General features: G+C 62.3%; 18 protein-coding genes and 2 pseudogenes. 11 read left to right on the forward strand and 9 right to left on the reverse strand.

Annotated elements, in window-relative coordinates; genetic code table 11:
- Positions 1-58 precede the first annotated feature (58 nt).
- Positions 59-1075: pseudogene (locus tag ACI2JX_RS11425) on the reverse strand (cache domain-containing protein); the annotation flags it as partial.
- A 169-nt stretch (positions 1076-1244) separates the two neighbouring features.
- Between ACI2JX_RS11425 and ACI2JX_RS11430 the strand changes: the two are divergent.
- Entirely contained in the window at positions 1245-2720 is a 1476-nt protein-coding gene (locus ACI2JX_RS11430; RefSeq protein WP_404690098.1) for a helicase HerA-like domain-containing protein, read from the forward strand.
- A 138-nt stretch (positions 2721-2858) separates the two neighbouring features.
- Here the strand turns inward: ACI2JX_RS11430 and ACI2JX_RS11435 are convergent, their stop codons facing one another.
- Both ACI2JX_RS11435 and ACI2JX_RS11440 read right to left on the reverse strand, forming a co-directional pair.
- Entirely contained in the window at positions 2859-4331 is a 1473-nt protein-coding gene (locus ACI2JX_RS11435) for an inorganic phosphate transporter (RefSeq protein ID WP_186553937.1), read from the reverse strand.
- Between the two features lie 302 nt (positions 4332-4633).
- Positions 4634-4834 (reverse strand): hypothetical protein, encoded by a 201-nt coding sequence (locus tag ACI2JX_RS11440; protein ID WP_186553938.1) that lies wholly within the window; start codon positions 4832-4834, stop codon positions 4634-4636.
- Between the two features lie 565 nt (positions 4835-5399).
- Here ACI2JX_RS11440 and pcaR point away from each other — a divergent pair.
- The 9 genes from pcaR (at position 5400) to pcaC (ending at position 15098) form a co-directional block, all read left to right on the forward strand.
- The gene (gene pcaR, locus ACI2JX_RS11445) at positions 5400-6269 is read left to right on the forward strand and encodes a pca regulon transcriptional regulator PcaR (RefSeq protein WP_186553939.1); all 870 of its coding nucleotides are present in this window, start codon (positions 5400-5402) and stop codon (positions 6267-6269) included.
- Positions 6270-6694: 425 nt separating this feature from the next.
- Positions 6695-8041, forward strand: a complete 1347-nt coding sequence (locus tag ACI2JX_RS11450; RefSeq protein ID WP_186553940.1) for an MFS transporter — start codon at positions 6695-6697, stop codon at positions 8039-8041.
- A gap of 154 nt (positions 8042-8195) precedes the next feature.
- Positions 8196-9056, forward strand: a complete 861-nt coding sequence (locus ACI2JX_RS11455) for a CoA transferase subunit A (protein ID WP_186553941.1) — start codon at positions 8196-8198, stop codon at positions 9054-9056.
- Complete coding sequence (locus tag ACI2JX_RS11460; protein WP_186553942.1) at positions 9053-9832, forward strand: CoA-transferase subunit beta; 780 nt, start codon at positions 9053-9055, stop codon at positions 9830-9832. The genes ACI2JX_RS11455 and ACI2JX_RS11460 overlap by 4 nt, the downstream gene beginning before the upstream one ends.
- Entirely contained in the window at positions 9829-11034 is a 1206-nt protein-coding gene (gene pcaF, locus ACI2JX_RS11465) for a 3-oxoadipyl-CoA thiolase (protein ID WP_404690175.1), read from the forward strand. The genes ACI2JX_RS11460 and pcaF overlap by 4 nt, the downstream gene beginning before the upstream one ends.
- Before the next feature lie 185 nt (positions 11035-11219).
- On the forward strand, positions 11220-12509 hold the full coding sequence (locus ACI2JX_RS11470) for an MFS family transporter (RefSeq protein WP_186553943.1): 1290 nt from the start codon (positions 11220-11222) through the stop codon (positions 12507-12509).
- A gap of 9 nt (positions 12510-12518) precedes the next feature.
- Positions 12519-13883: a 3-carboxy-cis,cis-muconate cycloisomerase gene (locus ACI2JX_RS11475; RefSeq protein ID WP_392464641.1), complete on the forward strand. Its 1365-nt coding sequence runs from the start codon at positions 12519-12521 to the stop codon at positions 13881-13883.
- A gap of 11 nt (positions 13884-13894) precedes the next feature.
- The gene (gene pcaD / locus ACI2JX_RS11480; protein ID WP_404690099.1) at positions 13895-14686 is read left to right on the forward strand and encodes a 3-oxoadipate enol-lactonase; all 792 of its coding nucleotides are present in this window, start codon (positions 13895-13897) and stop codon (positions 14684-14686) included.
- 10 nt (positions 14687-14696) lie between these two features.
- Entirely contained in the window at positions 14697-15098 is a 402-nt protein-coding gene (pcaC, locus tag ACI2JX_RS11485) for a 4-carboxymuconolactone decarboxylase (RefSeq protein ID WP_264236237.1), read from the forward strand.
- Positions 15099-15203: 105 nt separating this feature from the next.
- Here the strand turns inward: pcaC and ACI2JX_RS11490 are convergent, their stop codons facing one another.
- The 6 genes from ACI2JX_RS11490 to ACI2JX_RS11515 all read right to left on the reverse strand — a co-directional run bounded on the left by ACI2JX_RS11490 (position 15204) and on the right by ACI2JX_RS11515 (position 24369).
- Positions 15204-15728, reverse strand: coding sequence for a DUF962 domain-containing protein (locus ACI2JX_RS11490; protein WP_404690100.1), 525 nt, complete (start codon positions 15726-15728; stop codon positions 15204-15206).
- A 100-nt stretch (positions 15729-15828) separates the two neighbouring features.
- Positions 15829-16788, reverse strand: coding sequence for a LysR family transcriptional regulator (locus tag ACI2JX_RS11495; protein WP_404690101.1), 960 nt, complete (start codon positions 16786-16788; stop codon positions 15829-15831).
- A gap of 162 nt (positions 16789-16950) precedes the next feature.
- Positions 16951-18204 carry an OprD family porin gene (locus tag ACI2JX_RS11500; RefSeq protein WP_264236240.1) on the reverse strand — a complete coding sequence of 418 codons (1254 nt, stop codon included), beginning with the start codon at positions 18202-18204 and terminating at the stop codon, positions 16951-16953.
- A gap of 406 nt (positions 18205-18610) precedes the next feature.
- Positions 18611-20065 (reverse strand): AdeC/AdeK/OprM family multidrug efflux complex outer membrane factor, encoded by a 1455-nt coding sequence (locus tag ACI2JX_RS11505; RefSeq protein WP_404690102.1) that lies wholly within the window; start codon positions 20063-20065, stop codon positions 18611-18613.
- Complete coding sequence (gene ttgB / locus ACI2JX_RS11510) at positions 20062-23214, reverse strand: multidrug efflux RND transporter permease subunit TtgB (protein WP_404690103.1); 3153 nt, start codon at positions 23212-23214, stop codon at positions 20062-20064. Before ttgB ends, ACI2JX_RS11505 begins: the two co-directional genes overlap by 4 nt.
- A 3-nt stretch (positions 23215-23217) precedes the next feature.
- Positions 23218-24369, reverse strand: a complete 1152-nt coding sequence (locus ACI2JX_RS11515) for an efflux RND transporter periplasmic adaptor subunit (RefSeq protein WP_264236243.1) — start codon at positions 24367-24369, stop codon at positions 23218-23220.
- Positions 24370-24624: 255 nt separating this feature from the next.
- Between ACI2JX_RS11515 and ttgR the strand changes: the two are divergent.
- Positions 24625-24976, forward strand: a pseudogene (gene ttgR / locus ACI2JX_RS11520) (efflux transport transcriptional regulator TtgR); the annotation flags it as partial.

Raw genomic sequence — 24976 nt, forward strand, 5'->3', positions numbered from 1 at the left:
CCTCGTTGACCTGCTCGGTGGCCGAGGACACTTCGCGGATCGAGCCGTGGATACGCTCGACGAACCGGTTGAAAGCGCTGCCGAGGATGCCGAATTCATCCTGGCTATGGATGGTCAGGCGCTTGGTCAGGTCGCCTTCGCCTTGGGCGATGTTTTCCATGGCGCGGGTCATGGTCAGCAGCGGTTGCATCAAGACCCGGATCAGCAGGCCCAGCAGGCCGATGATGATCACCACCGCCACCACCGTGGCGATCACCGCCGAGGTGCGGAAGGTACTGAGCATCGAGAAGGCTTTGTCTTTGTCTACCGACAGGCCGATGTACCAGTTGGCCGAAGGCAGGCCCTTGATCGGGGTGAAGGTCAACAGGCGCGTCTGGCCGTCGGCTTGCACTTCGGTCAGCTCACCGGAGAGTTTCGGCGTATTGTGCGGGAACTGGTCGGCCAGCGATTTCATCACCAGGTCTTTGTCCGGGTGGACCAGGATCTTGCCTTGGTCATTGACCAGGAAGGCGTAGCCCATGCCGCCAAAGTTCAGCGAGTTGATGATTTCGACCAGGCCGTCGAGGGCCAGGTCGCCACCGACCACGCCAACCGAGTTGGACACCTTGCTGAGAATGCCGATGACCATCTTGTTGGTGGTCAGGTCGATGTAGGGTTCGGTAAGAATCGCACCGCTGGCATTCATGCCGTCCTTGTACCAGGGGCGGGTGCGCGGATCGTAGCCATCGGGCATCTGCGAGTCCGGACGGACGCTGAAGCCACCGTCGACCTTACCCAGATAAACAGTGAGGAAGCTTGAGATCAGCGCGTTCTGGCCCATCAGGGTTTCAGCGTTGCTCGGCTGCTGGGCGATGTTCTGCGCCAGGTTCTCGACCAACTTGATGCGACCATCGAACAGGTTGCGGATGTTGGTCGAAGTGGACTTACCCATTTCAGCCAGATAATTCTCCAGGTCCTGGCGAATCGCATTACGCTGGAGGTAATCGTTGTAGAGAGTGAAGAGGCTGAAGGCGAGCATCACGATCAGTGAGGCGGCCAAGAGGATCTTATGGCTGAAACGTAGGCTTTTGTTCATGGCGTAATCGGTTCCGCTAAGGTATTTATCGGGTCGTTCGCACAAAGAGCTGGTAAACAGTGCAACAAGTCCCGCTAGTCCTTTTTTGGGATGTTCCTGTCTTAAGGGTGAATATCACCCAGAGATATCGGCCGTTATCGGGCAAAGCTTGAGCAGAGGATGAAACAAGATGTCGGATTCTTCGCAAATAGTTGTAGGAGCAGGCCCTGATGGCCAGCCTGTCAGCCAAGCCATGCGCCTGGCCAACCGTCATGGCTTGGTGGCAGGCGCGACGGGGACCGGCAAGACCGTGACCTTGCAGCACCTGGCCGAGGTGTTCAGTGATGCCGGGGTGGCGGTCTTTGCCGCCGATGTAAAGGGCGACTTGTGCGGCTTGGGCGCGGCAGGCGCGCCGCAGGGCAAGGTCGCCGAGCGAATCGCTGGCATGCCGTGGTTGGGCCATACCCCCAAAGCGTATCCGGTGACCTTGTGGGACATCGCCGGACAGTCGGGCCATCCATTGCGCACTACGCTGAGCGAGATGGGGCCGTTGCTGCTGGGCAACCTGCTCGAGCTGACTGACAGCCAACAGGCTGCACTGTACGCGGCGTTCAAGGTGGCCGATCGCGATGGCCTGTTGCTGCTCGATCTGAAAGACCTCAAGGCCCTGCTCAACCATCTCAAAGACAACCCGCAGATGCTTGGCGAAGACAGCGCGTTGATGACCAGTGGCTCGACCCAGGCGCTATTGCGGCGTCTGGCGACCCTGGAGCAGCAGGGCGCTGAAGCGCTGTTCGGTGAGCCGGCGCTGCAACTTGAGGACCTGTTGCAGCCTGATGCTCAAGGGCGCGGGCGAATACACCTGCTCGATGCCAGCCGCTTGGTGCACGAAGCGCCGAAGGTCTACGCGACCTTCTTGCTGTGGTTGCTGGCCGAATTGTTCGAGCAACTGCCAGAACGTGGCGATGCTGACAAACCGGTGCTGGCGCTGTTCTTTGATGAAGCGCATTTGTTGTTCAACGACACCCCCAAGGCCCTGCAGGATCGCTTGGAGCAAGTGGTGCGCTTGATTCGCTCCAAAGGCGTAGGGGTGTACTTCGTTACCCAGTCGCCAGGTGATTTGCCCGATGCGGTACTGGCCCAGTTGGGCTTGCGCATTCAGCATGGGTTGCGGGCGTTCACCGCCAAGGAGCAGAAGTCGCTCAAGGCTGTGGCTGATGGCTTTCGGCCTAACCCTGCGTTCGATTCGCTGGCCGTGCTCACTGAACTTGGGATTGGCGAGGCGTTGGTCGGCACGCTCGAAGACAAAGGTACGCCGGCGATGGTCCAGCGCGTCTTGATCGCGCCACCGCAGTCGCGCATCGGACCGTTGACTGCGGCCGAGCGCAGTGCGCTGGTGGCCTCTTCGTCGTTGATTGGCCGCTATGACAAAGCGATCGATCGCGAGTCGGCGTACGAGATGCTCACCCAGCGCAAGGGCGAGCCGGTGGAGCCGGCGCCGCAACCTAAAGTCGAGCAAGACAGCTTTGCCGACAAGGCGGGTGAGTTCTTGCAGGGCGCGGCGGGGCAGGCGATCAAGTCGGCGGTGCGCCAGGCGGCGAATCAGCTGGGCCGGCAGTTGGTGCGAGGGTTGATGGGCTCGTTGCTGGGTGGCAAGCGGCGCTGACGATGTCAGCGTGCTGCTCGTACAAGCGTGGGGGGCTTGCTGAGGCTATCGCGGGGCAAGCCCGCTCCCACGTTTGCCAGGCAGGTAGTACGAAAAAAGGCGCCCGAAGGCGCCTTTTTCACGTTACTGCACAACGATTCAGCTAATCGCCTTGGTCGCCAGCCAGAACAACCCGGCAGACAGGCCCACGGTGGCTGGCAGGGTCAGTACCCAGGCCAGCAGAATGGTCCTGACGGTGCCGCCTTGCAGGCCGCTCTTGTTCGCCACCATGGTACCGGCGACACCCGACGACAACACGTGAGTGGTCGATACCGGCAGGCTGAACACGTTGGCCATGCCGATGGCGCACGCCGCCGTGATCTGCGCCGACATGCCTTGGGCATAGGTCATGCCTTGCTTGCCGATCTTCTCGCCAACGGTCAGTACCACGCGCTTCCAGCCGACCATGGTACCCAGGCCCAAGGCCAGGGCGACGGCCACGATTACCCAGAACGGTGCATATTCGGTGGTGGCGGTCAGGTCTTTGCGCAGTTTTTCCAGGTCGGCCTTCTCACGCGGCTCAAGGCCCGGCAGTTTGCCAACCTTTTTCGCCGTGTCGTCCAGGCACAACAGGTAACGACGCACTTCCACGCGTTTCTCGGCGTTCAGGTCACGGTAGTCGGTGACGCCTTTAAGCGAAGACTGCAATGCGGCAATGGTCGGCTCGGTCTGCTGCGGGTTGCAGCTGAACTGCTCCGGCAGGTCGCTGGACTTGGCTTTGCCCAGGGCCAGGTACTCGCCCAGGGTCGCTTCGTTGCGCTGGTAGAACTGGCTCAGGTGCAGGGTAGCGTCGCGGGTGCGCTCGATCTGGTAAGTGGTGCTGTTCAGGTCGAGGACGAACTTGGCCGGAACGATCCCGATCAGCACCAGCATGATCAGGCCGATGCCTTTCTGGCCATCGTTGGAGCCGTGCACGAAGCTGACGCCCATGGCCGAGATCACCAGCACCAGACGGTTCCAGAACGGCGGGTGCTTCTTGTCGTCGAGCTTGCGCCGTTGCTCTGGGGTCTTGTGCATCTTCGACAGCGGGCGCCACCACTTCAGGCCCAGCAGGACCAGCGCTGCAACGGCAAAGCCGGCCATTGGCGAGAGCACCAGCGACATGCCGATGTCGATCGCCTTCTGCCAGTTGACGCCATCACCCAGCGGGATGTCGCTGATTAGCGCATTGGCCAGGCCCACACCGAGGATCGAGCCGATCAGGGTGTGCGAGCTGGACGCTGGGATGCCGAAGTACCAGGTGCCCAGGTTCCAGGTGATGGCCGCGGCCAGCAACGAGAAGACCATGGCCAGGCCGTGACCGGTGTTCACATTGATCAGCAGTTCGACCGGCAGCAGGTGGACGATGGCATAGGCCACGCCAACGCCGCCGAGCAAAACCCCGAGGAAATTGAACACGCCTGAGAAGAACACGGCCAGGTGCGGTGGCATGGCTTTGGTATAGATGACAGTGGCTACCGCGTTAGCGGTGTCATGAAAGCCATTGATGAACTCGAATGCGAGCACGAAGGTCAGTGCGAGCACCAAGCTCACCACTACCCAGGCATCCAGTCCGCTGAATAAATCGATCATGAAGGTTTTCTGGCGGTCGTAGGGGGGCCGGATTATGCCAGAAAACCTTGGCAATCGATGCACCCCCGACAGACCGATGGTGTCTTCAGGCGGTTACGAAGCCAGGGGCAACAGCAGGCTTTCGGCAAGATTAATGCCGATAAAAATCGCCAATTTCGGCAAAATGGTGCGATTTTTCGAAATCTATGAGGCGCAAGAGGCGTTCAAACGAACGTATGAAATTTGTGTAATTCCATTTCATGCGCGTCATTTGAGTAACGATCTGTCAGCCGCTTGGCCTGGCCACATGCCAGGCCGTAGCGTCAGGATTCGTCGCTGCGCAGATCCTTTTCCATCTTTTCCAGTTCCTGGGCGAATACCTGGTCCTGGACAGTGGCTCGCTTGCGCCACGGTTTGCGTTCCGGCTCCGGTTGCGCCGCATAGGTGGTGACTTCACCACCATAAACATCCTTGTAACGTTCAGCCTGGCGCTCGAGTTCTGCGCGCAGTTCATCTTTCGTCACAGTAGTACCTGAATAGTATGAGAGTTGGCTCCGGCTCGGCATGCAAAGTTACGCATGCGGCTACGCAACCAGAGCGAAATCGCTGTCGCAGCAACAGTGGTCCAAAATGTGCGATGGCACTTGATCAAACGGCAACAGTTTTAAGCTGTTCACCTGGCGAGCTGGCAAACACCCTATGCAAAAAGACAGTGAGGGCTAGCGCCCACATGTTGATCATGGCCAACAGACTGATTATAGCAATCAGCAACTCATTGATCATCGCTCTTTACGGGCAACTGACACAAGCACTCAAAGTTGTTCATTCGACTATCGACTCGGCCAGCGAATCGGTCAGAAGTTTGAGTTGAGCGGGTGCAGAAAGTTCGCAGGAACGCGAGGGGAGGTAAAACGGCCTCGTGGTGACGAGGCCGTGCCTGGGGACTTCTACGGTGGGTACCTGACCAGTCTCTCCAAAGAAGCCACATGTGGCATGAGAAAGGTATAAGCAAAAGTGTCAGCGGTCAATTGCGATTATCGGCCGTTCGTTCGATAATCGCACGAACGACAGTTTTTTTTGAGGTCAGCCATGAGCGACGAAAACCTGCCCAAGGACGCCCCGGTACAGGAAAGAGCCAGTTCCCCCGCGATGGCGCCTCCGATCGTGGCGTCGCCCGCCAAGCGCATTCAGGCGTTCACTGGTGATCCGGACTTCATGACCTCTCTGGCCCGCGGCCTTGCGGTCATTCAGGCATTCCAGGAGCGCAAACGCCACCTGACCATCGCCCAGATCAGCCACCGCACCGAGATCCCTCGCGCAGCCGTGCGGCGGTGCCTGCATACCTTGATCAAGTTGGGCTATGCCACGACCAACGGTCGTACCTACTCATTGCTACCCAAGGTTTTGACCCTGGGCCATGCCTACCTGTCGTCGACGCCTTTGGCGGTCTCGGCGCAGCCGTATCTGGATCGCATCAGTGACCAACTGCATGAGGCGGCCAACATGGCCACCCTGGAAGGTGATGACATCCTTTATATAGCGCGTTCGGCCACGGTGGAGCGGCTTATCTCGGTCGATTTGTCGGTCGGTGGTCGGCTGCCGGCCTATTGCACCTCGATGGGGCGCATTCTGCTGGCGGCGTTGGATGACACCAGCCTGCGCGAATACCTCGACCGTGCCGACCTCAAGGCGCGTACCAGCCGTACCCTGCATGATCCGGAGTCGCTGTTTGCCTGCATCCAACAGGTGCGTGCCCAGGGTTGGTGTGTGGTTGACCAGGAATTGGAACAGGGCCTGCGCTCGATTGCCGTGCCGATCTATGACGCCTCGGGCCAGGTGCTGGCGGCATTGAACGTCAGTACCCATGTCGGGCGGGTGACCCGCAGTGAACTGGAGCAGCGGTTTTTGCCGATCCTGTTGGCTTCGAGCCGGGACCTGTGCACCCAGCTGTTCGGATAAGCGCTACGTTGGCGCGGCTGCGGATGTTGGCTACGTGGGAGCGGGCTTGCCCCGCGATAGCGGCTGCGCGATCGATAACGCTATCGCGGGGCAAGCCCGCTCCCACGCTAGCCGACATCTGCGCTCGAACTGCTGCAGTCGACTGCACACTGATGTTGTTCGATAAACGCACAAACTCGTCTCCACTGAATTGCGCAGCGCCGGCCCGCTGATTAATGTCTTTCGCAACGGTCGGCTTTGCCGACCGAACAAGAACAACATGCGAGAGGCACACCCCATGACCACTGTCCTTTCTGTGCTGCGGCCGCACCCGCACGCAGTACCGTTGTATCCAGGCTGACGCACGGCCATAACTCCCGACCCTCGATACCTGCGCAGCCACTTGCGTCAGGATCCTGCCTGCGCCGCTTTTCTGGATAACAACAATGAACAAACCGCAAACCACTGTCGGCAATTGTCTCGACGTCCAATCGTTCATCAATGACCAGCCGCTGTCGCGCTACCAATGGCGGGTGGTGATCCTGTGTTTTTTGATCGTATTCCTCGATGGCCTGGACACCGCGGCCATGGGCTTCATTGCTCCGGCGCTGTCCCAGGAATGGGGCATCGACCGCGCCAGCCTCGGCCCGGTGATGAGTGCCGCGCTGATCGGCATGGTGTTTGGCGCATTGGGTTCCGGCCCATTGGCCGACCGCTTCGGCCGTAAAGGTGTGCTGGTTGGCGCGGTGCTGGTGTTCGGCGGTTTTAGCCTGGCCTCGGCCTATGCCACCAATGTCGACCAACTGCTGGTGCTGCGTTTTCTCACTGGACTGGGCCTGGGTGCCGGCATGCCCAATGCCACCACCTTGCTCTCCGAGTACACCCCGGAACGACTCAAGTCGCTGTTGGTGACCAGCATGTTCTGTGGCTTCAACCTCGGCATGGCCGGTGGCGGCTTCATCTCGGCCAAGCTGATCCCGGCCTATGGCTGGCACAGCCTGCTGGTGATTGGCGGTGTGCTGCCGCTGCTGCTGGCGGTGGTGCTGCTGGTGTGGCTGCCGGAATCGGCGCGGTTCTTGGTGGTGCGCAATCGCGGCACCGACAAGGTGCGCAAAACCCTGGCGCCGATCGCCCCTGCCGTGGTCGCCCAGGCTGCCAGTTTCAGTGTGCCTGAGCAGAAGGCGGTGGCAGCGCGCAACGTGTTTGCGGTGATCTTCTCTGGCACTTACGGCCTGGGCACGATGTTGCTGTGGCTGACCTACTTCATGGGCCTGGTGATCGTCTATCTGCTCACCAGCTGGCTGCCGACGCTGATGCGCGACAGTGGCGCGAGCATGGAGGAGGCCGCCTTCATCGGCGCACTGTTCCAGTTCGGCGGTGTGCTTAGCGCAGTCGCGGTGGGCTGGGCGATGGACCGCTTCAACCCGCACAAGGTTATCGGCCTGTTCTACCTGCTGGCCGGGGTATTCGCCTACGCCGTGGGGCAGAGCCTGGGCAACATGACCCTGCTTGCCACCTTGGTGCTGGTGGCCGGCATGTGCGTGAACGGTGCGCAGTCGGCCATGCCGTCGCTGGCGGCGCGGTTCTACCCGACCCAGGGACGCGCCACCGGCGTGTCGTGGATGCTCGGCATTGGTCGCTTTGGCGCCATTCTCGGTGCTTGGAGTGGCGCGACCTTGCTCGGGCTGGGTTGGAATTTCGAACAAGTGCTGACTGCGTTGTTGGTGCCGGCGGCATTGGCGACCGTGGGCGTGATCGTAAAGGGCTTGGTGAGTCACGCCGACGCGACCTGACTCTGCAATCCACAGGGGTTGAGGGGATTGGCGGAATGGATAGCACGACAACAAATGGTTCGATAATCGCACAAGTAATCGATTATCGGATTGTGCGCCACCCTCCAGTCTCCTTAATCTGAGCTCAACGCAGCACCCTGACCAGGAGTCTCCAATGGCAGCAATCCTCTCGCTTCACGAGGCCGTGAAGCAATTCATCCAGGACGGCGACACCGTCGCCCTCGAAGGCTTCACCCACCTGATCCCGACCGCAGCCGGCCACGAGATCATCCGCCAGGGCAAGCGTGACCTGACCCTGGTGCGCATGACCCCGGACCTGATCTACGACCAATTGATCGGCGCCGGCTGCGCCAGCAAGCTGATCTTCTCCTGGGGTGGTAACCCAGGCGTCGGGTCGCTGCACCGCCTGCGCGATGCGGTCGAGAAGCACTGGCCTCATGCGATCGAGATCGAAGAGCACAGCCACGCGGACTTGGCCAACGCCTATGTCGCGGGTGCCTCCGGCCTGCCGTTCGCGGTGCTGCGCGCCTACGCCGGTTCCGACCTGCCCAAGGTCAACCCGCTGATCAAGAGCGTCACTTGCCCGTTCACCGGCGAAGTGCTCGCTGCCGTGCCGTCGGTGCGCCCGGATGTGACCGTGATCCACGCGCAGAAGGCCGACCGCAAAGGCAACGTGCTGCTGTGGGGCATTCTCGGTGTGCAGAAAGAAGCGGCCCTGGCGGCCAAGCGGTGCATCGTCACCGTCGAGGAAATCGTCGACGACCTGCAAGCGCCAATGAACGCCTGCGTGTTGCCGACCTGGGCGCTGTCGGCGGTGTGCCTGGTGCCTGGTGGCGCCCACCCGTCCTACGCCCATGGCTACTACGAGCGCGACAACCGCTTCTACCAGGCCTGGGACCCGATTGCCCGTGACCGTGAGTCGTTCACCGCCTGGATCGATAGCTACATCCGCGGTACCGCCGACTTCAATGAATTCAAGGCCAAGCTGGCCAGCACTGCGGAGGCCGCGCAATGAGCTACTCCACTTCCGAAATGATGACTGTCGCCGCTGCCCGTCGCCTGCGCAACGGTGCGGTCTGCTTCGTCGGTATCGGCCTGCCGTCCAAGGCTGCCAACCTGGCGCGCCTGACCTCGTCGCCCGACGTCGTGCTGATCTATGAATCTGGCCCGATTGGCGCCAAGCCGAGCGTGCTGCCGCTGTCGATCGGCGACGGCGAGCTGGCGGAAACCGCCGACACCGTGGTGCCGACCGGCGAAATTTTCCGCTACTGGCTGCAGGGCGGACGCATCGACGTGGGCTTCCTCGGCGCCGCCCAGGTCGACCGCTTCGGCAACATCAATACCACCGTGGTCGGTGACTACCACGCCCCGCGCACCCGTTTGCCGGGTGCCGGTGGTGCGCCGGAAATCGCCGGTTCCGCCAAGCAAGTGCTGATCATCCTCAAGCAATCGCCACGCGCGTTTGTCGACAAGCTGGACTTCATCACCTCGGTCGGCCACGGCGAGGGTGGCGACTCGCGTAAACGCCTGGGCCTGCCTGGTGAAGGCCCGGTCGGCATCATCACCGACCTGTGCATCATGGAGCCGGAAGCCGGCACCCACGAATTCGTGGTCACCTCGATTCACCCAGGTGTGACCCGCGAGCAGATCATTGCCGCCACCGGCTGGGCGATCCGCTTTGCCGATGACGTGCAGACCACCGCCGCGCCAAACGAGGTCGAGCTGACCGCGCTGCGTGATCTTGAACAGCGCACCGCTGCCGCCCACGGCCAGAAGCCAGGAGAAGCCTGATGCGTGACGTGTTCATCTGTGATGCCATCCGCACCCCGATCGGCCGCTTCGGCGGCGCCCTGGCCGGCGTGCGCGCCGATGACCTGGCAGCAGTGCCGCTCAAGGCGCTGATCGAGCGTAACCCGTCGGTGCAGTGGGATCAGGTCGACGAAGTGTTCTTCGGCTGCGCCAACCAGGCCGGCGAAGACAACCGCAACGTCGCGCGCATGGCCTTGCTGCTGGCGGGCCTGCCCGAGAGCATTCCTGGGGTGACCCTCAACCGCCTGTGCGCTTCGGGTATGGATGCAATTGGCACGGCGTTTCGAGCCATTGCCAGCGGCGAGATGGAACTGGCGATTGCCGGTGGCGTCGAGTCGATGTCGCGCGCGCCGTTCGTCATGGGCAAGGCCGAGAGCGGTTACTCGCGCAACATGAAGCTTGAGGACACCACCATCGGTTGGCGTTTCATCAACCCGCTGATGAAGAGCCAGTACGGCGTCGACTCAATGCCCGAGACGGCCGACAACGTCGCTGACGACTATCAGGTTTCCCGCGCGGATCAAGACGCCTTCGCCCTGCGCAGCCAGCATAAGGCAGCAGCGGCGCAGGCTGCAGGTTTCTTCGCGCAAGAGATCGTGCCAGTGCGCATTGCCCACAAGAAGGGCGAGACCGTGGTCGAGCACGACGAGCACCTGCGCCCGGATACCACCCTTGAAGCACTGAGCAAACTCAAGCCAGTCAACGGCCCGGACAAGACCGTCACCGCGGGCAACGCCTCGGGCGTCAACGACGGCGCCGCCGCGTTGATCCTGGCGTCGGCAGAAGCGGTGAAGAAACACGGCCTGACACCGCGGGCACGGGTTCTGGGCATGGCCAGTGGCGGTGTCGCGCCGCGAGTGATGGGCATCGGCCCGGTGCCGGCAGTGCGCAAACTGACCGAGCGCCTGGGCGTTGCCGTGGCCGACTTCGACGTGATCGAGCTCAACGAAGCGTTCGCCAGCCAAGGCTTGGCAGTGCTGCGCGAGTTGGGTGTGGCCGATGACGCACCGCAGGTAAACCCCAATGGCGGCGCGATTGCCCTGGGCCATCCGTTGGGCATGAGCGGCGCACGGCTGGTGCTGACTGCGCTGCATCAGTTGGAGAAAAGCGGCGGGCGTAAGGGCCTGGCGACCATGTGCGTAGGTGTTGGCCAAGGGCTGGCACTGGCCATAGAGCGGGTTTGAGCAGCTCTGGCCTCATCGCGGGGCAAGCCCGCTCCCACGGGAACCACGACTATCCCGTGGGAGCGGGCTTGCCCCGCGATGGGGCTTGTTTGAGTAGTACAAAACCCGACCATGGCCGGGTAGCGGAACGAGAGTGTAACTGGGTATGTCTAGACTCTCAGTGACCCTCCAGGAGTAAAACCACCATGACCTCAACCTATTACACCGGCGAAGAACGCTCCAAGCGCATCTTCGCTATCGTCGGTGCCTCTTCAGGCAACCTGGTGGAATGGTTCGACTTCTACGTCTACGCCTTCTGCGCCATCTATTTCGCCCCGGCGTTCTTCCCCTCCGACAACCCGACCGTGCAGTTGCTCAATACCGCAGGCGTGTTCGCCGCGGGCTTCTTGATGCGCCCCATCGGTGGCTGGATCTTCGGCCGCCTGGCTGACCGTCATGGGCGCAAGAACTCGCTGATGGTCTCGGTGCTGATGATGTGCTTCGGCTCGCTGATCATTGCCTGCCTGCCGACCTACTCCAGCATCGGTGCCTGGGCGCCGGCGCTGCTGCTGTTGGCGCGCCTGATCCAGGGTCTGTCGGTGGGTGGCGAATACGGCACCACCGCTACCTACATGAGTGAAGTCGCCTTGCGCGGCCAGCGCGGTTTCTTCGCCTCGTTCCAGTACGTCACCCTGATCGGCGGCCAGTTGCTGGCGGTGTTGGTGGTGGTGATCCTGCAGCAGTTGCTCAGCGAAGAAGAACTGCGTGCCTGGGGCTGGCGCATTCCGTTCGTGGTGGGTGCCGTCGCTGCCCTGATCTCGCTGATGCTGCGCCGTTCGCTGAAAGAAACCAGCAGCGCCGAAACCCGCCAGGACAAAGACGCCGGCAGTGTCAGCGGCTTGTTCCGCAACCACGCAGCGGCGTTCATCACCGTCCTGGGCTACACCGCTGGCGGATCGCTGATCTTCTACACCTTCACCACCTACATGCAGAAATACCTGGTCAACACCGCCGGGATGCCCGCCAAGGACGCCAGTTTCGTCATGACAGGCGCGCTGTTCCTGTTCATGATCCTGCAGCCGTTGTTCGGCATGCTCTCCGACCGCATCGGCCGGCGTAACTCGATGCTCCTGTTCGGTGCTTTGGGCACTGTCTTCACCGTGCCGCTGCTGATGGCGCTGAAGACCGTGACCAGCCCATTCATGGCCTTCGTGCTGATTACCCTGGCCTTGTGTATCGTCAGTTTCTACACCTCCATCAGCGGCCTGGTGAAGGCCGAGATGTTCCCGCCGCAAGTGCGCGCCCTGGGCGTGGGCCTGGCCTATGCCGTGGCTAACGCGGTGTTCGGCGGTTCGGCCGAATATGTCGCATTGGGCTTGAAAACCCTGGGGATGGAGAACACCTTCTACTGGTACGTGACCGCCATGATGGCGGTGGCCTTCCTGTTCAGCCTGCGCCTGCCCAAGCAAGCGGCGTACCTGCACCATGATCACTAAGGACTCGCGATGACCCACCGAGCGGACAACCAGCTGTTCGACGCCTACTTCACTGCACCGGCCATGCGCGAGATTTTCTCCGACCGTGGCCGCCTGCAAGGCATGCTCGACTTCGAGGCCGCCCTGGCGCGGGCCGAAGCCGCTGCAGGGCTGGTGCCGCACACTGCGGTGCCGGCCATCGAGGCGGCGTGCAAGGCCGAGCGCTATGACGCCCGCGCCCTGGCCGATGCCATCGCCACGGCAGGTAACTCGGCGATTCCGCTGGTCAAGGCGCTGGGCAAGGTGGTCGCCAGCGGCGTACCAGACGCCGAGCGCTACGTGCATCTAGGTGCGACCAGCCAGGACGCCATGGACAGCGGGCTGGTGCTGCAACTGCGCGATGCGCTCGAGCTGATCGAAGCCGATCTGGCCAGGTTGGCCGATACCCTGGCCCGCCAGGCCCTGCAGCACGCTGACACGCCACTGGTGGGGCGCACCTGGTTGCAGCACGCAACGCCGGTGACCCTGGGGATGAAATTGGCCGGCGTACTCGGCGCCTTGACCCGCCACCGCCAGCGCCTCAAAGAGCTGCGTCCGCGCTTGCTCTGCCTGCAATTCGGCGGTGCCTCCGGCAGCCTCGCGGCGCTTGGCAGCAAGGCGCTGCCAGTGGCCGAGGCGCTGGCCGAGCAGCTCAAGCTGAGCCTGCCTGAGCAACCCTGGCATACCCACCGCGATCGCCTGGTGGAGTTCGCCTCGGTGCTGGGGCTGGTGGCGGGCAGCCTGGGCAAGTTCGGCCGTGACATCAGCTTGCTGATGCAGACCGAAGCGGGGGAGGTGTTCGAGCCTTCTGCGCCGGGCAAGGGCGGCTCTTCGACCATGCCGCACAAGCGCAATCCGGTTGGCGCGGCCGTGTTGATCGGCGCCGCCACGCGGGTGCCGGGCCTGTTGTCGACGCTGTTCGCCGCTATGCCCCAAGAGCACGAGCGCAGCCTCGGCCTGTGGCACGCCGAATGGGAAACCTTGCCGGACATCTGCTGCCTGGTGTCTGGCGCGTTGCGTCAGGCCCAGGTGATCGCCGAGGGGATGCAGGTGGATGCCGAACGCATGCGTCGCAACCTCGACCTGACTCAGGGCCTGGTGTTGGCCGAAGCGGTCAGCATCGTCCTGGCCCAGCGCCTGGGCCGCGACCGCGCCCACCATTTGCTGGAGCAGTGCTGCCAGCGCGCCGTCGCTGAGCAGCGCCACCTGCGCGCTGTGCTCGGTGACGAGGCGCAGGTCACTGCCGAGTTGTCCGCGCAGGAGCTCGACCGCCTGCTCGACCCTGCTCATTACCTCGGCCAGGCCCGCGTCTGGGTGGCGCGCGCCGTGGCTGAACATCAACGTTTGACTGCCTGAAGGAGACCGCTGTGGCGCATTTGCAACTGGCCGATGGCGTACTGAATTACCAACTCGATGGTCCGCAGGATGCCCCGGTGCTGGTCCTGTCCAACTCGCTGGGGACTGACCTTGGCATGTGGGACACGCAGGTAGCGGCCTGGTCCAAGCACTTTCGCGTGCTGCGTTACGACACCCGTGGCCATGGCGGCTCGCTGGTCACCGCCGGCCCGTACAGCATTGCCCAGCTGGGCGCAGACGTGCTGGCGCTGCTGGACGCACTGGACATCGCCAAGGTGCACTTCGTCGGCCTGTCGATGGGCGGCCTGATCGGCCAGTGGCTGGGTATCAACGCGGGCTCACGCCTGCTCAGCCTGACCCTGTGCAACACCGCCGCCAAGATCGGCAGCGATGAGGTGTGGAATACCCGCATCGACACAGTGCTCAAAGGTGGCCGCCAGGCCATGGTCGATTTGCGCGATGCCTCCATTGCCCGCTGGTTCACCCCTGCATTCGCCGAGGCCCATGCCGCCCAGGCCCAACGCATCACCCAGATGCTGGCGCAGACCTCGCCCGAAGGCTATGCCGCCAACTGTGCGGCGGTGCGCGATGCCGACTACCGCGAGCAACTGAAAGCTATCCAGGTGCCGACCCTGATCGTCGCCGGTACTGCCGATGTGGTCACCACCCCGGAGCATGGACGCTTCATGCAGAACGCGATCGAGGGCGCGCACTACGTAGAATTCCACGCCGCGCACTTGTCCAATGTCGAGATCGGTGAGCCGTTCACGGCGCGGGTCGTCGATTTTCTGCAGGCTTGCTGAGGAGAACAAGATGGACGAAAAACAACGCTACGACGCGGGCATGCAGGTGCGTCGCGCCGTGCTCGGTGACGCCCACGTGGACCGCAGCCTGGAAAAACTCAATGAGTTCAACGGCGAGTTCCAGGAAATGATCACTCGCCACGCCTGGGGGGATATCTGGACCCGCCCAGGGTTGCCACGCCATACCCGCAGCCTGATCACCATTGCCATGCTGATCGGCATGAACCGCAATGACGAGCTCAAGCTGCACCTGCGCGCGGCGGCCAACAATGGCGTGACACGCGAAGAGATCAAGGAAGTGCTGATGCAGAGCGCGATCTATTGCGGGATTCCCGCGGCCAATGCCACTTTTCACCTGGCAGAATCGGTGTGGGATGAGTTGGGGGTCGAGTCGCGTCAGTTACAAGAATAGTTGTTGAGGGTGCTGGCTTCATCGCGGGGCAAGCCCGCTCCCACGCAGTCAACTCAGTGAGGCTGAGGACGTGGGAGCGGGCTTGCCCCGCGATGAGGGCGGAACTTAAACCGCGGCGTTCTTGTGCCTGATCGCCACCGGCCCAGCATTGGCTTCCACGGCTTTTTTCAACTGCGGGCACAACCCGAGCATGAACGCTGCCTCCGCCACCACGAACAACGGCCCGATGATCAACCCGCTCAGGTCATCGACGAACGCAGGTTTACGCCCCTCGTAATAATGCCCGACAAACTGGATGATCCAGCCCAGCACAAAGGCGCCCAGCCCGGCGCTCAGCCATAGGCCGGTGCTCTGCAGCGCCAGCATCTGCCCCAGCCACAGGCACAACCCCAGCAACAGCCCCATCACCAAGCCAAAGCGCAGATCCAGCCGCAGGTAGAACCACACTGAGGCCGCCGCTGCGATCAAGGCCGGTGACAGCCACATCCCGCCGACGTCCCAACCCGGGCGCGACAGCAGAATGGTCACGGCCACAACGATCAGCGGAATGCCGACGAAATGGGTGGCGATGTTGCGTGGGTCACGGTGGTAGGCGGCGTACTGACTCAGGTGTTCGACGAGGCTTTTCATTGTTGTTCCTCCATGGCTGCACCGCTGACAGTGGATCACTGTGTGCAAGCATAGCCCCCCGGTCACAACGCCGGAACCGCGCACGGCTGATGCTTCGTCATCAGCGTGGCGAATGCCCTGCACGCGGCGCGGTGCGTGGCGGCTGCTCGCGCGGCGAAGTGCGCTGATCGAGGCCAATCAAGGTCTCGATCATCGCCCGCGCGGCCGGTGACAGCCGATAGCCACTGCGGCTGACCACGCCACAGCGCACGCTCAGCACTTCCAGGCCCGGTGGCAAATTACGCCAATGCAGGCGCACCAGGCGGCCGCTGCTCAAGTCGTCGGCCACCGATTCTTCGCTGGCGGTGCCGATCGCATCACTGGCCAGCACCACGCTGCGCAGCACGGCCAGGTGCTCGGTCTGCAAGTGGGGGGTGAAGTCATTGCGCCCACTGAGGTTGGCCAGGCGCTTGCGCACGCCAGGGGCGAGCAGGGCGCTGGCCAGCGGGTAGGCGAACAAATCATTGGTCGACAGGCTGTCCTTGGCCAGCAACGGATGGCCCGGCCGGCAGAAGAACAGGCCCGGGCGCGGGTTGAGTGGCTCGGTGTGGAAATTGGGGTCGGCTTCGAACGGGCGGATGTCGTCGACGAAAAATTCGATCTGCTCGCGGCGCAGGGCTTGGCCGAGGCGTTCGGCGTTGTCGACCCATAGCGAGGTGCGGATGCCGGGATGGGCCTCGATGAAGTGCTGCAGGGCATCGGGGACCAGGCGGACGGCCAGCGCCGGGCCGCTGCCAAAATGCAGCTCGCCGGCATCGAGCTTGGTCATCTGCAATACCTCGGTGCTCAATTGCGCAGCGCCCTGTACCAGGCGCCGCGCGTGTTGCAGCACCACCAGGCCTTCAGGGGTGGGGTGCAGGGCCTTGCTGGCGCGGTCTATCAGTGAACAACCGAAGGTTTGCTCCAAGCCCTGGATGGCCCGGCTGAAGGCCGGTTGGGTGATGCCCATGGCCTCGGCGGCGCGGACGAAACTGCGGTATTCGGTGAGGGCGATGAAGTAGCGCAGTTGGCGAAGGTCCATGTCGAGCTCTGCGGCGGGCGGAAGTATCGTTTTTAGCTTTTGTTACATATTCCGTCAATGATGGTTTTGTTTGTTTTTTATATGCTTATTTTATAAGCATAGGCTTTGCTGAATTGGCCGGCCTCATCGCAGGGCGAGTCGCAGCGATGAGGCCGCAACCGACTACAGCAGGTTCAGCGGATAGCTGACGATCACCCGGTTCTCATCGAACGAGTTGGTGCTGTAATCCCGGCGCATGGTCGAGTTGCGCCATTTCAGCGACAAGTCCTTGAAGGTGCCCGACTGCACGACATACGCCAGCTCGGTTTCACGCGCCCATTCCTTGCCGTCGTCGACAGTGCTGGTGTGCACGTTGTCACCCTTGATATAGCGGTTCATCAGGGTCAGGCCGGGTACGCCCACCGAGACGAAGTTGAAGTCATGGCGCACCTGCCAGGAGCGCTCCTTGGCGTTGTCGAAGCTTGAGTTGTAGCTGTCGTTGGCCAGGGTTCCGCCGCTGGTGCCGTTGACCCGCATCCAGGCGTCATCGCCGCTGACTTTCTGCAAGCCGACGTAAAAGGTGTGGCCCTTGTAGCGTGCCGAGAGCATGGCTGAGGCGGTGCGGTTATCCAACTCGCCTGCACGTTCGGCGCCGTCTTCCTTGCCAATGAAATAGCCTAGGTTGGCACCCAGGGTCCATTCGCCGAGCGGCTGGCTGTGGCTGAGGTTCAGATACTGCTGGCGGTAGATGTCCTTGAGGCGGGCATCCCACAGGCCGATCAGGGTGCGTTTGTCGTTGAAGGTGTATTCGCCTCCGGCGAAATTGAAGCGGTCCGAGGTGAACGCACTGCGACCGTTGAGCGACATGTCTTCCATGCTCGCGTCATTACGCGGGCTGTTGGCGCGGAACTGGCCGCCGTACAGGGTCAGGCCGTCAATCTCTTTCGAGGTGATCTGGCCGCCACGGAAGGTTTGCGGCAGCGAGCGGCCGTCGTCCGAGCGCAGGATCGGCAGCACGGGCATCCACTCACCGACTTTCAGTTCGGTCTGCGACAGCTTGGCCTTGAAGGCCACGCCCAGGCGGCCGAAATCATCGGCCGGACGACCGTCATCGTGCACCGGCAGCAGATGGGTGCCGGCGGTACCTTTGCCGCCGTCGAGCTTCACCGAATACAAACCCAGGATGTCCACGCCAAAGCCAACGGTGCCTTGGGTAAACCCGGAGCGCGCGTCGAGGATGAAACTCTGGGTCCATTCTTCGGCCTTGCCCTGGGGGTTGGCCGGGTCGACGAAATTGCGGTTGATGTAGAAGTTGCGCAGGTTGAGTGTGGCCTTGGCGTCCTCCAGGAACCCACCGTCGGCGGCGAAGGCGGGCAGGGCGCAGGACATGGCCAACAGGCCGGGCAGCAGCTGGCGTGCGGGTTGCGAAGTGCTCATCTGTCGTGAATCTCTTGTTTTTATTGGGCGAACCGGTGCACTGCGGGGTGCGGGCCTGCAGTGGCGACAGGGTCTTGTTGGATGAACTTGTGCAACGTTGCGGGGAGGATGGTGCGCGGCATAGCAGGGGCGGGGCAATTCGTCGCAGGCGGTACTGGGCGATAATCGAACGGAATGTTCCAGTCAGTTACTTTTTATTGTTCAGGGTGGCCTCTTCGCGGGGCAAGCCCGCTCCCACGTTGGTCAGACTGAAGCCTTCGGGTAGCGTGGGAGCGGGCTTGCTCACGCTTGCCAAGAGATTCTGCTCAGACCAACGTGGGAGCGGGCTTGCCCCGCGATGACGGGGTAACTGACCTCACAAACAAAAAGCCCACCGTGAAGGTGGGCTTGATGCATTACCGATCAATCAGCCTTTGGGCGTTTGCAGCGATGCCTGCTGGTTGGCCTGGCCGGTACGCTCATACCAGCCGCCACCCAGGGCCTTGTACAGATTGACCTCGCTGGTCAGCTGCGACAGGCGATCACTGATCAATGCCTGTTGCGCGCTGAACAGGTTGCGCTGGGCGTCGAGGAAGGTCAGGTTGCTGTCGATACCGATCCGGTAGCGACGCTCAGCCAGGCGGTAGTAGTCCTGGTTGGCCGCGACCAGATCACGCTGCGCCTGCAACTGCTCTTCGAAGGTCTTGCGCGCCGCCAGGCCATCGGAGACTTCCTGGAAGGCGGTCTGGATGGTTTTTTCGTACTTGGCGACGTTGATGTCCTTCTGGATTTTCGAGTAATCCAAGCTCGCGCGCAGGCTGCCGGCGTTGAAAATCGGCAGGTTGATCTGCGGCTGGAACAGCCAGGTCCCCGACCCCCCTTTGAACAGCCCGTCCATGTCCGGGCTCAAGGTGCCGGCATTGGCGGTCAGGCTGATGCTGGGGAAGAACGCTGCGCGGGCCGCGCCGATGTTGGCGTTGGCGGCCTTGAGCAGGTGCTCGGCTTCCTGGATGTCCGGGCGACGCGTAAGCAGCTCCGACGGCAGGCCGGCGGGCACTTCGGCCAGTTGGTCGGCATCGAGCTTGAGCGGTGCTGGCAGGTTGGCCGGCACGCCAGTGCCGAGCAGCACGGTCAGGCTGTTGAGGTCCTGGGCGACCAGGCGTTGGTACTGCGACAGCTTGACCCGCGCGCCTTCGACAGCGGTGCGTGCCTGGCTCAGGTCGAGTGCCGAGGCGACCCCCACTTCGTTGCTACGACGGGTCAGGTTGTAGCTTTCCTCGTAGGTCTTGAGGGTGTCTTCGGTCAGCTTGAGCAGGGCTTGGTCAGCCTGCCAGGTGTAGTAGGCGTTGGCCACGCTGGCGACCAGGGCGATCTGCGTGGAGCGACGCGCCTGTTCGCTGGACAGGTAAGTCTCCAGCGCTTGCTCGCTCAGGCTACGCACACGGCCGAACAGATCCAGCTCGTAGGCGCTGACGCCGAGGGTCGCCGAGTACTGGCTGGTGATACCCGATTCGCCCGTCTGCGACATGTTCGCCGGGGTGCGCTGACGGCTGCCGCTACCGGTGGCCGAGACCGCCGGGAACAGGTCAGCGCGCTGGATGCGGTACTGGGCGCGGTAGGCGTCGATGTTCAACGCCGCCACTCGCAGGTCGCGGTTGTTGACCAGCGAGGTCTGGATCAGCTGCTGCAGCGCGGGGTCCTGGAAGAACTGGCGCCAGCCTTGTTCAGCGGCGGCGACATCGGCCGATTCGGTTGGCGAATACGCAGGGCCTTGCGGCCACTGCGTTGCCACCGGTGCGTCCGGGGTCTGGTAATCAGGGATCAGCGAGCAGCCGCTGAGGATCAGGGCGGTTACCGCCAGGGACAACAAAGACTTGGTCATTGCCCAGCCTCATAACGTGGAGTTTCAGGGGTGGCGTCGGTTTCTGGCTTTTTGCTGCCGAACAACGACGACACTGCTACGAAGAACAACGGTACCCAGAAGATGGCCAGCACGGTCGCACTGATCATGCCGCCGATCACCCCAGTACCAATGGCATGCTGGCTACCCGAGCCTGCGCCGCTGGCGATGGTCAACGGTACCACGCCGAGGATGAACGCCAGCGAGGTCATGATGATCGGGCGCAGACGCATACGGCACGCTTCGATGGTCGCGTCGTACAGGCTCTTGCCTTGTTCATGCAGCTCCTTGGCGAACTCGACGATCAAGATCGCGTTCTTCGCCGCCAGACCGATGGTGGTCAACAGGCCAACCAGGAAGTACACGTCGTTGGACAGCCCGCGCATGCTGGTGGCAACCAGTGCACCGATGATCCCCAGCGGCACGACCAACACCACCGCGATCGGGATCGACCAGCTTTCGTACAGCGCTGCCAGGCAGAGGAACACGAACAGCAGCGACAGGGCGAACAGTGCCGGCATCTGCGAGCCAGAGAGTTTTTCCTCGTACGACATACCGGTCCACGACATACCGATGCCGGTTGGCAGCTCGCTGGCGATGCGCTCGACCTCGGCCATGGCTTCACCGGTACTGTAGCCCGGCGCCGGAGCACCCAGCACTTCGACCGCTTCTACACCGTTATAGCGCGACAGCTTCGGCGAGCCGTACGACCATTCGCCGGTGGCGAAGGAGGAGAACGGCACCATCTCACCCTTGGCGTTGCGTACGTACCACTTTTGCAGGTCTTCAGGGTTCATCCGGGCATTGGCATCGCCCTGGATGTAGACCTTCTTGACCCGACCGCGGTCGATGAAGTCGTTGACGTAGCTACCACCCAGGGCAATCGACAGGGTGTTGTTGATGTCGGCGATGGTCACGCCCAAGGCGCTGGCGCGTTCGTCGTCGACGATCAGCTGGTACTGCGGCTCGTCGTTCAGGCCGTTGGGGCGCACTGCAGAGAGAATCTTGCTCTGTGCGGCCTTGGCCAGGAACTGGTTGCGCGCTTCCATCAGTTTCTCGTGACCGAGGCCTGCGCGGTCCTGCAGGAACACGTCGAAACCGGTGGCGTTACCCAACTCCAGTACCGCAGGCGGGGCAAAGGCGAACACCATCGCGTCACGGAAGCCGAAGAAGTGCTGCTGGGCACGGGTCGCCAGGTTGAACACGCTGTTTTCCGCCGAACGCTCATCCCAGGGCTTGAGCATGATGAACGCCATACCCGAGCTCTGGCCGCGACCGGCGAAGTTGAAGCCGTTGACGGTGAACACCGACGACACGGTGTCGGCTTCGTCCTTGAGCAGGTACTCACGCATCTGGTCGACTACCGCCTGGGTGCGCTCGGCACTGGAACCGGCCGGGGTCTGCACCTGGGCGAACAGGACGCCCTGGTCTTCTTCGGGCAGGAACGCAGTAGGGATGCGCATGAACAGCCAGATCATGCCGACCACGATCAGGGCATAGGCCAGCAGGAACGGCAGCTTGTTGCGCAGGATGCCACCGACACTGCGCTCGTAGCCTTGTACGCTGCGGTCGAAATTGCGGTTGAACCAGCCGAAGAAACCGCCTTTGGCGACGTGGTGCTCACCCTTTTTCAGCGGCTTGAGCATGGTCGCGCACAGGGCCGGGGTGAAGATCAACGCGACCAGCACCGACAGGCCCATGGCCGACACGATGGTGATCGAGAACTGCCGGTAGATTACACCGGTGGAGCCGCCGAAGAACGCCATCGGCAGCAGTACCGCCGACAACACCAGGGCAATACCGACCAGCGCACCCTGGATCTGCTCCATCGAGCGCTTGGTGGCTTCTTTGGGCGGCAGGCCCTCTTCGGACATCACCCGCTCGACGTTCTCCACCACAACGATGGCGTCGTCCACCAACAGACCGATGGCCAGGACCATGGCGAACATGGTCAGGGTGTTGATGCTGAACCCTGCGGCGGCGAGGATACCGAAGGTACCCAGCAACACCACCGGCACCGTCATGGTGGTAATCACCGTGGCGCGGAAGTTCTGCAGGAACAGGTACATCACCAGGAACACCAGCACTACCGCTTCGATCAGGGTGTGGATTACCCCGCTGATCGATTCGGTGACCACGGGCGTGGTGTCATACGGGAACACCGCTTTCATCCCAGGCGGGAAGAACGGCTCCAGGTCGCTGATGGTCTTGCGCAGCGCCGTGGCAGTGTCCAGGGCGTTGGCGCCGGTGGCGAGCTTGACCGCCAGGCCCGAGGCCGGCTTGCCGTTGAACTGCGCGCTGACCGCGTAGTTCTCACCGCCAAGGCCGACCTTGGCAACGTCACCCAGGCGCACCTGCGAGCCATCGCTGTTGACCTTGAGCAGGATCTTCTCGAACTGCTCGGCGGTTTGCAGGCGGGTCTTGCCGATGATGGTGGCGTTGAGCTGGGTACCCGGCAGGGCTGGCAGGCCGCCGAGCTGGCCGCTGGACACCTGGACGTTCTGCGCGGTAACCGCAGTGCGCACGTCAACCGGGGTCAGCTGGAACTTGTTCAGCTTGGCCGGATCGAGCCAGATGCGCATGGCGTACTGGGCGCCGAACACCTGGAAGTCACCGACACCTGCGGTACGCGAGACCGGGTCCTGCATGTTCGAGACGATGTAGTTGGCCAGGTCATCCTTGGTCATGCTGCCGTCTTCGGACACCAGGCCGATCACCATCAGGAAGTTTTTCACTGCCTTGGTGACGCGGATACCCTGCTGCTGCACTTCTTGCGGCAGCAGTGGGGTGGCCAGGTTCAGCTTGTTCTGCACCTGGACCTGCGCCGTATCAGGGTTGGTGCCCTGCTCGAAGGTGGCGGTAATGGTCATGCTGCCGTCGGAGTTACTTTCCGACTGCACATACCGCAGGTTGTCGATGCCGTTGAGCTGTTGCTCGATGACCTGCACCACGGTGTCCTGCACGGTCTGCGCCGAGGCGCCCGGGTAGGTCACGGCGATGGCGATGGCCGGCGGCGCGATGCTTGGGTACTGGTTGATCGGCAGCTTCAGGATCGACAAGGCGCCGACCAGCATGATCACCAGGGCGATCACCCAGGCGAAGATCGGGCGATCGATAAAGAACTTCGACATGGTTTACTCCGCTTTGCCGTCTGCTTTCGCCGCATTGGCCTGAGGATTGCCCGGCTTCTTGACGTTGGTGGCTTCGCCGACTTTGACCTCGACGCCAGGGCGTACGTATTGCAGGCCTTCGGTGATCAGGCGATCGCCTGGGTTGAGGCCTTCCTCGATCAGCCAGTCGCTGCCCAGGGTGCGGCTGGCCTTGAGTTGACGCAGCTCGACCTTGTTCTCCTGGTTGACCACCATTGCCGTTGGCGTGCCTTTCAGATCCCGGGTTACGCCTTGTTGCGGTGCCAGGATGGCGTTGGCGTTGACCCCGGCCTGCAGACGAGCGTGGACGAACATGCCCGGCAGCAGGGTGTGTTCTGGGTTAGGGAACACCGCGCGCAGGGTCACGGAACCGGTGGTCTCGTCGACCGACACTTCGGAGAACTCCAGGCGGCCTTCCTGGGCGAACTTGCTGCCATCTTCCAGGATCAGCTGAACCTTGGCGGCGTTTTCCCCGGCCTTCTGCAATTGGCCGCTTTCCAGGTCGCGGCGCAGCTTGAGCAGTTCGGCCGTGGACTGGGTGACGTCGACGTAGATCGGATCGAGCTGCTGGATAGTGGCCATGGCGTTGGTCTGGCCATTGCTCACCAGGGCGCCTTCGGTCACCGAGGAGCGGCCGATCCGGCCACTGATTGGCGCCAACACCTTGGTGTAGCGCAGGTCGATCTGGGCGCTCTTGAGCGACGCTTCGGCCTGCAATCGTTTGGCATTGGCGTCGTCGTATTCCTGTTTGGATACGGCCTGCTCGTCGATCAGCTGCTTGTAGCGCTCGGCCAACGAACGGGTAGCCTGCAAGTTGGCCTGGGCGTTGGCCAGGTTGGCTTCGTACACAGAGGGGTCGATCTGGTACAGCTGCTGACCTTCCTTGACCTCGCTGCCTTCTTTGAACAGGCGCTTGAGAATGATGCCGTTGACCTGGGGCCGAACTTCGGCAACGCGGAACGCAGTGGTGCGCCCCGGCAGTTCCGAGGTCAGGGTAAAGGCTTGTGGTTGCAGGGTGACTACGCCGACCAGAGGAGCCTGCGGCGCAGGTGCCGCCTCTTCTTTCTTACAGCCACTTAGCAGTGTTGCCAGGGCGACGGCGGAAACCAGGGCGGTGACGGCTGGCTTGAATTGCATGAGGATCCTCGGGTCGCTAGAGCTGGGAGACGCTCAAGAATAATGGAAGAGTCTTGTCAGAAAAATGCTATCGGCTGGATTAATAGCTTACTAACGAATATACTTACATTCATGGTTGTTTGTAAATACCATACGGTAGTGGTCAGTTGCCACACCGAGCCTTCAATTGCCCCGGGAGTCGCCCATGCAGAGGTGCCCCCGGCCTGATTCCCAGCTGCCGCGTGAGCGGCTGGGCCCTGATGAGGTTGTGCTGCCATGGTCCGTCGAACCAAAGAGGAAGCCCAGGAAACTCGCGCCCAGATCATCGAGGCCGCGGAAAAGGCCTTCTATAAGCGCGGGGTTGCGCGAACTACCCTGGCCGACATCGCAGAGCTTGCGGGGGTCACCCGTGGGGCGATCTACTGGCACTTCAACAACAAGGCGGAGTTGGTCCAGGCGTTGCTCGACAGCCTGCACGAAACCCACGACCACCTGGCTCGCGCGAGCGAGAGCGAAGATGAAGTAGACCCGCTCGGCTGCATGCGCAAGCTGTTGCTGCAGGTATTTACCGAGTTGGTGCTCGACGCCCGAACCCGGCGTATCAATGAAATCCTGCATCACAAGTGCG

The sequence above is a fragment of the Pseudomonas sp. NPDC088890 genome (assembly GCF_044900155.1).
Taxonomy (GTDB): domain Bacteria; phylum Pseudomonadota; class Gammaproteobacteria; order Pseudomonadales; family Pseudomonadaceae; genus Aquipseudomonas; species Aquipseudomonas urmiensis.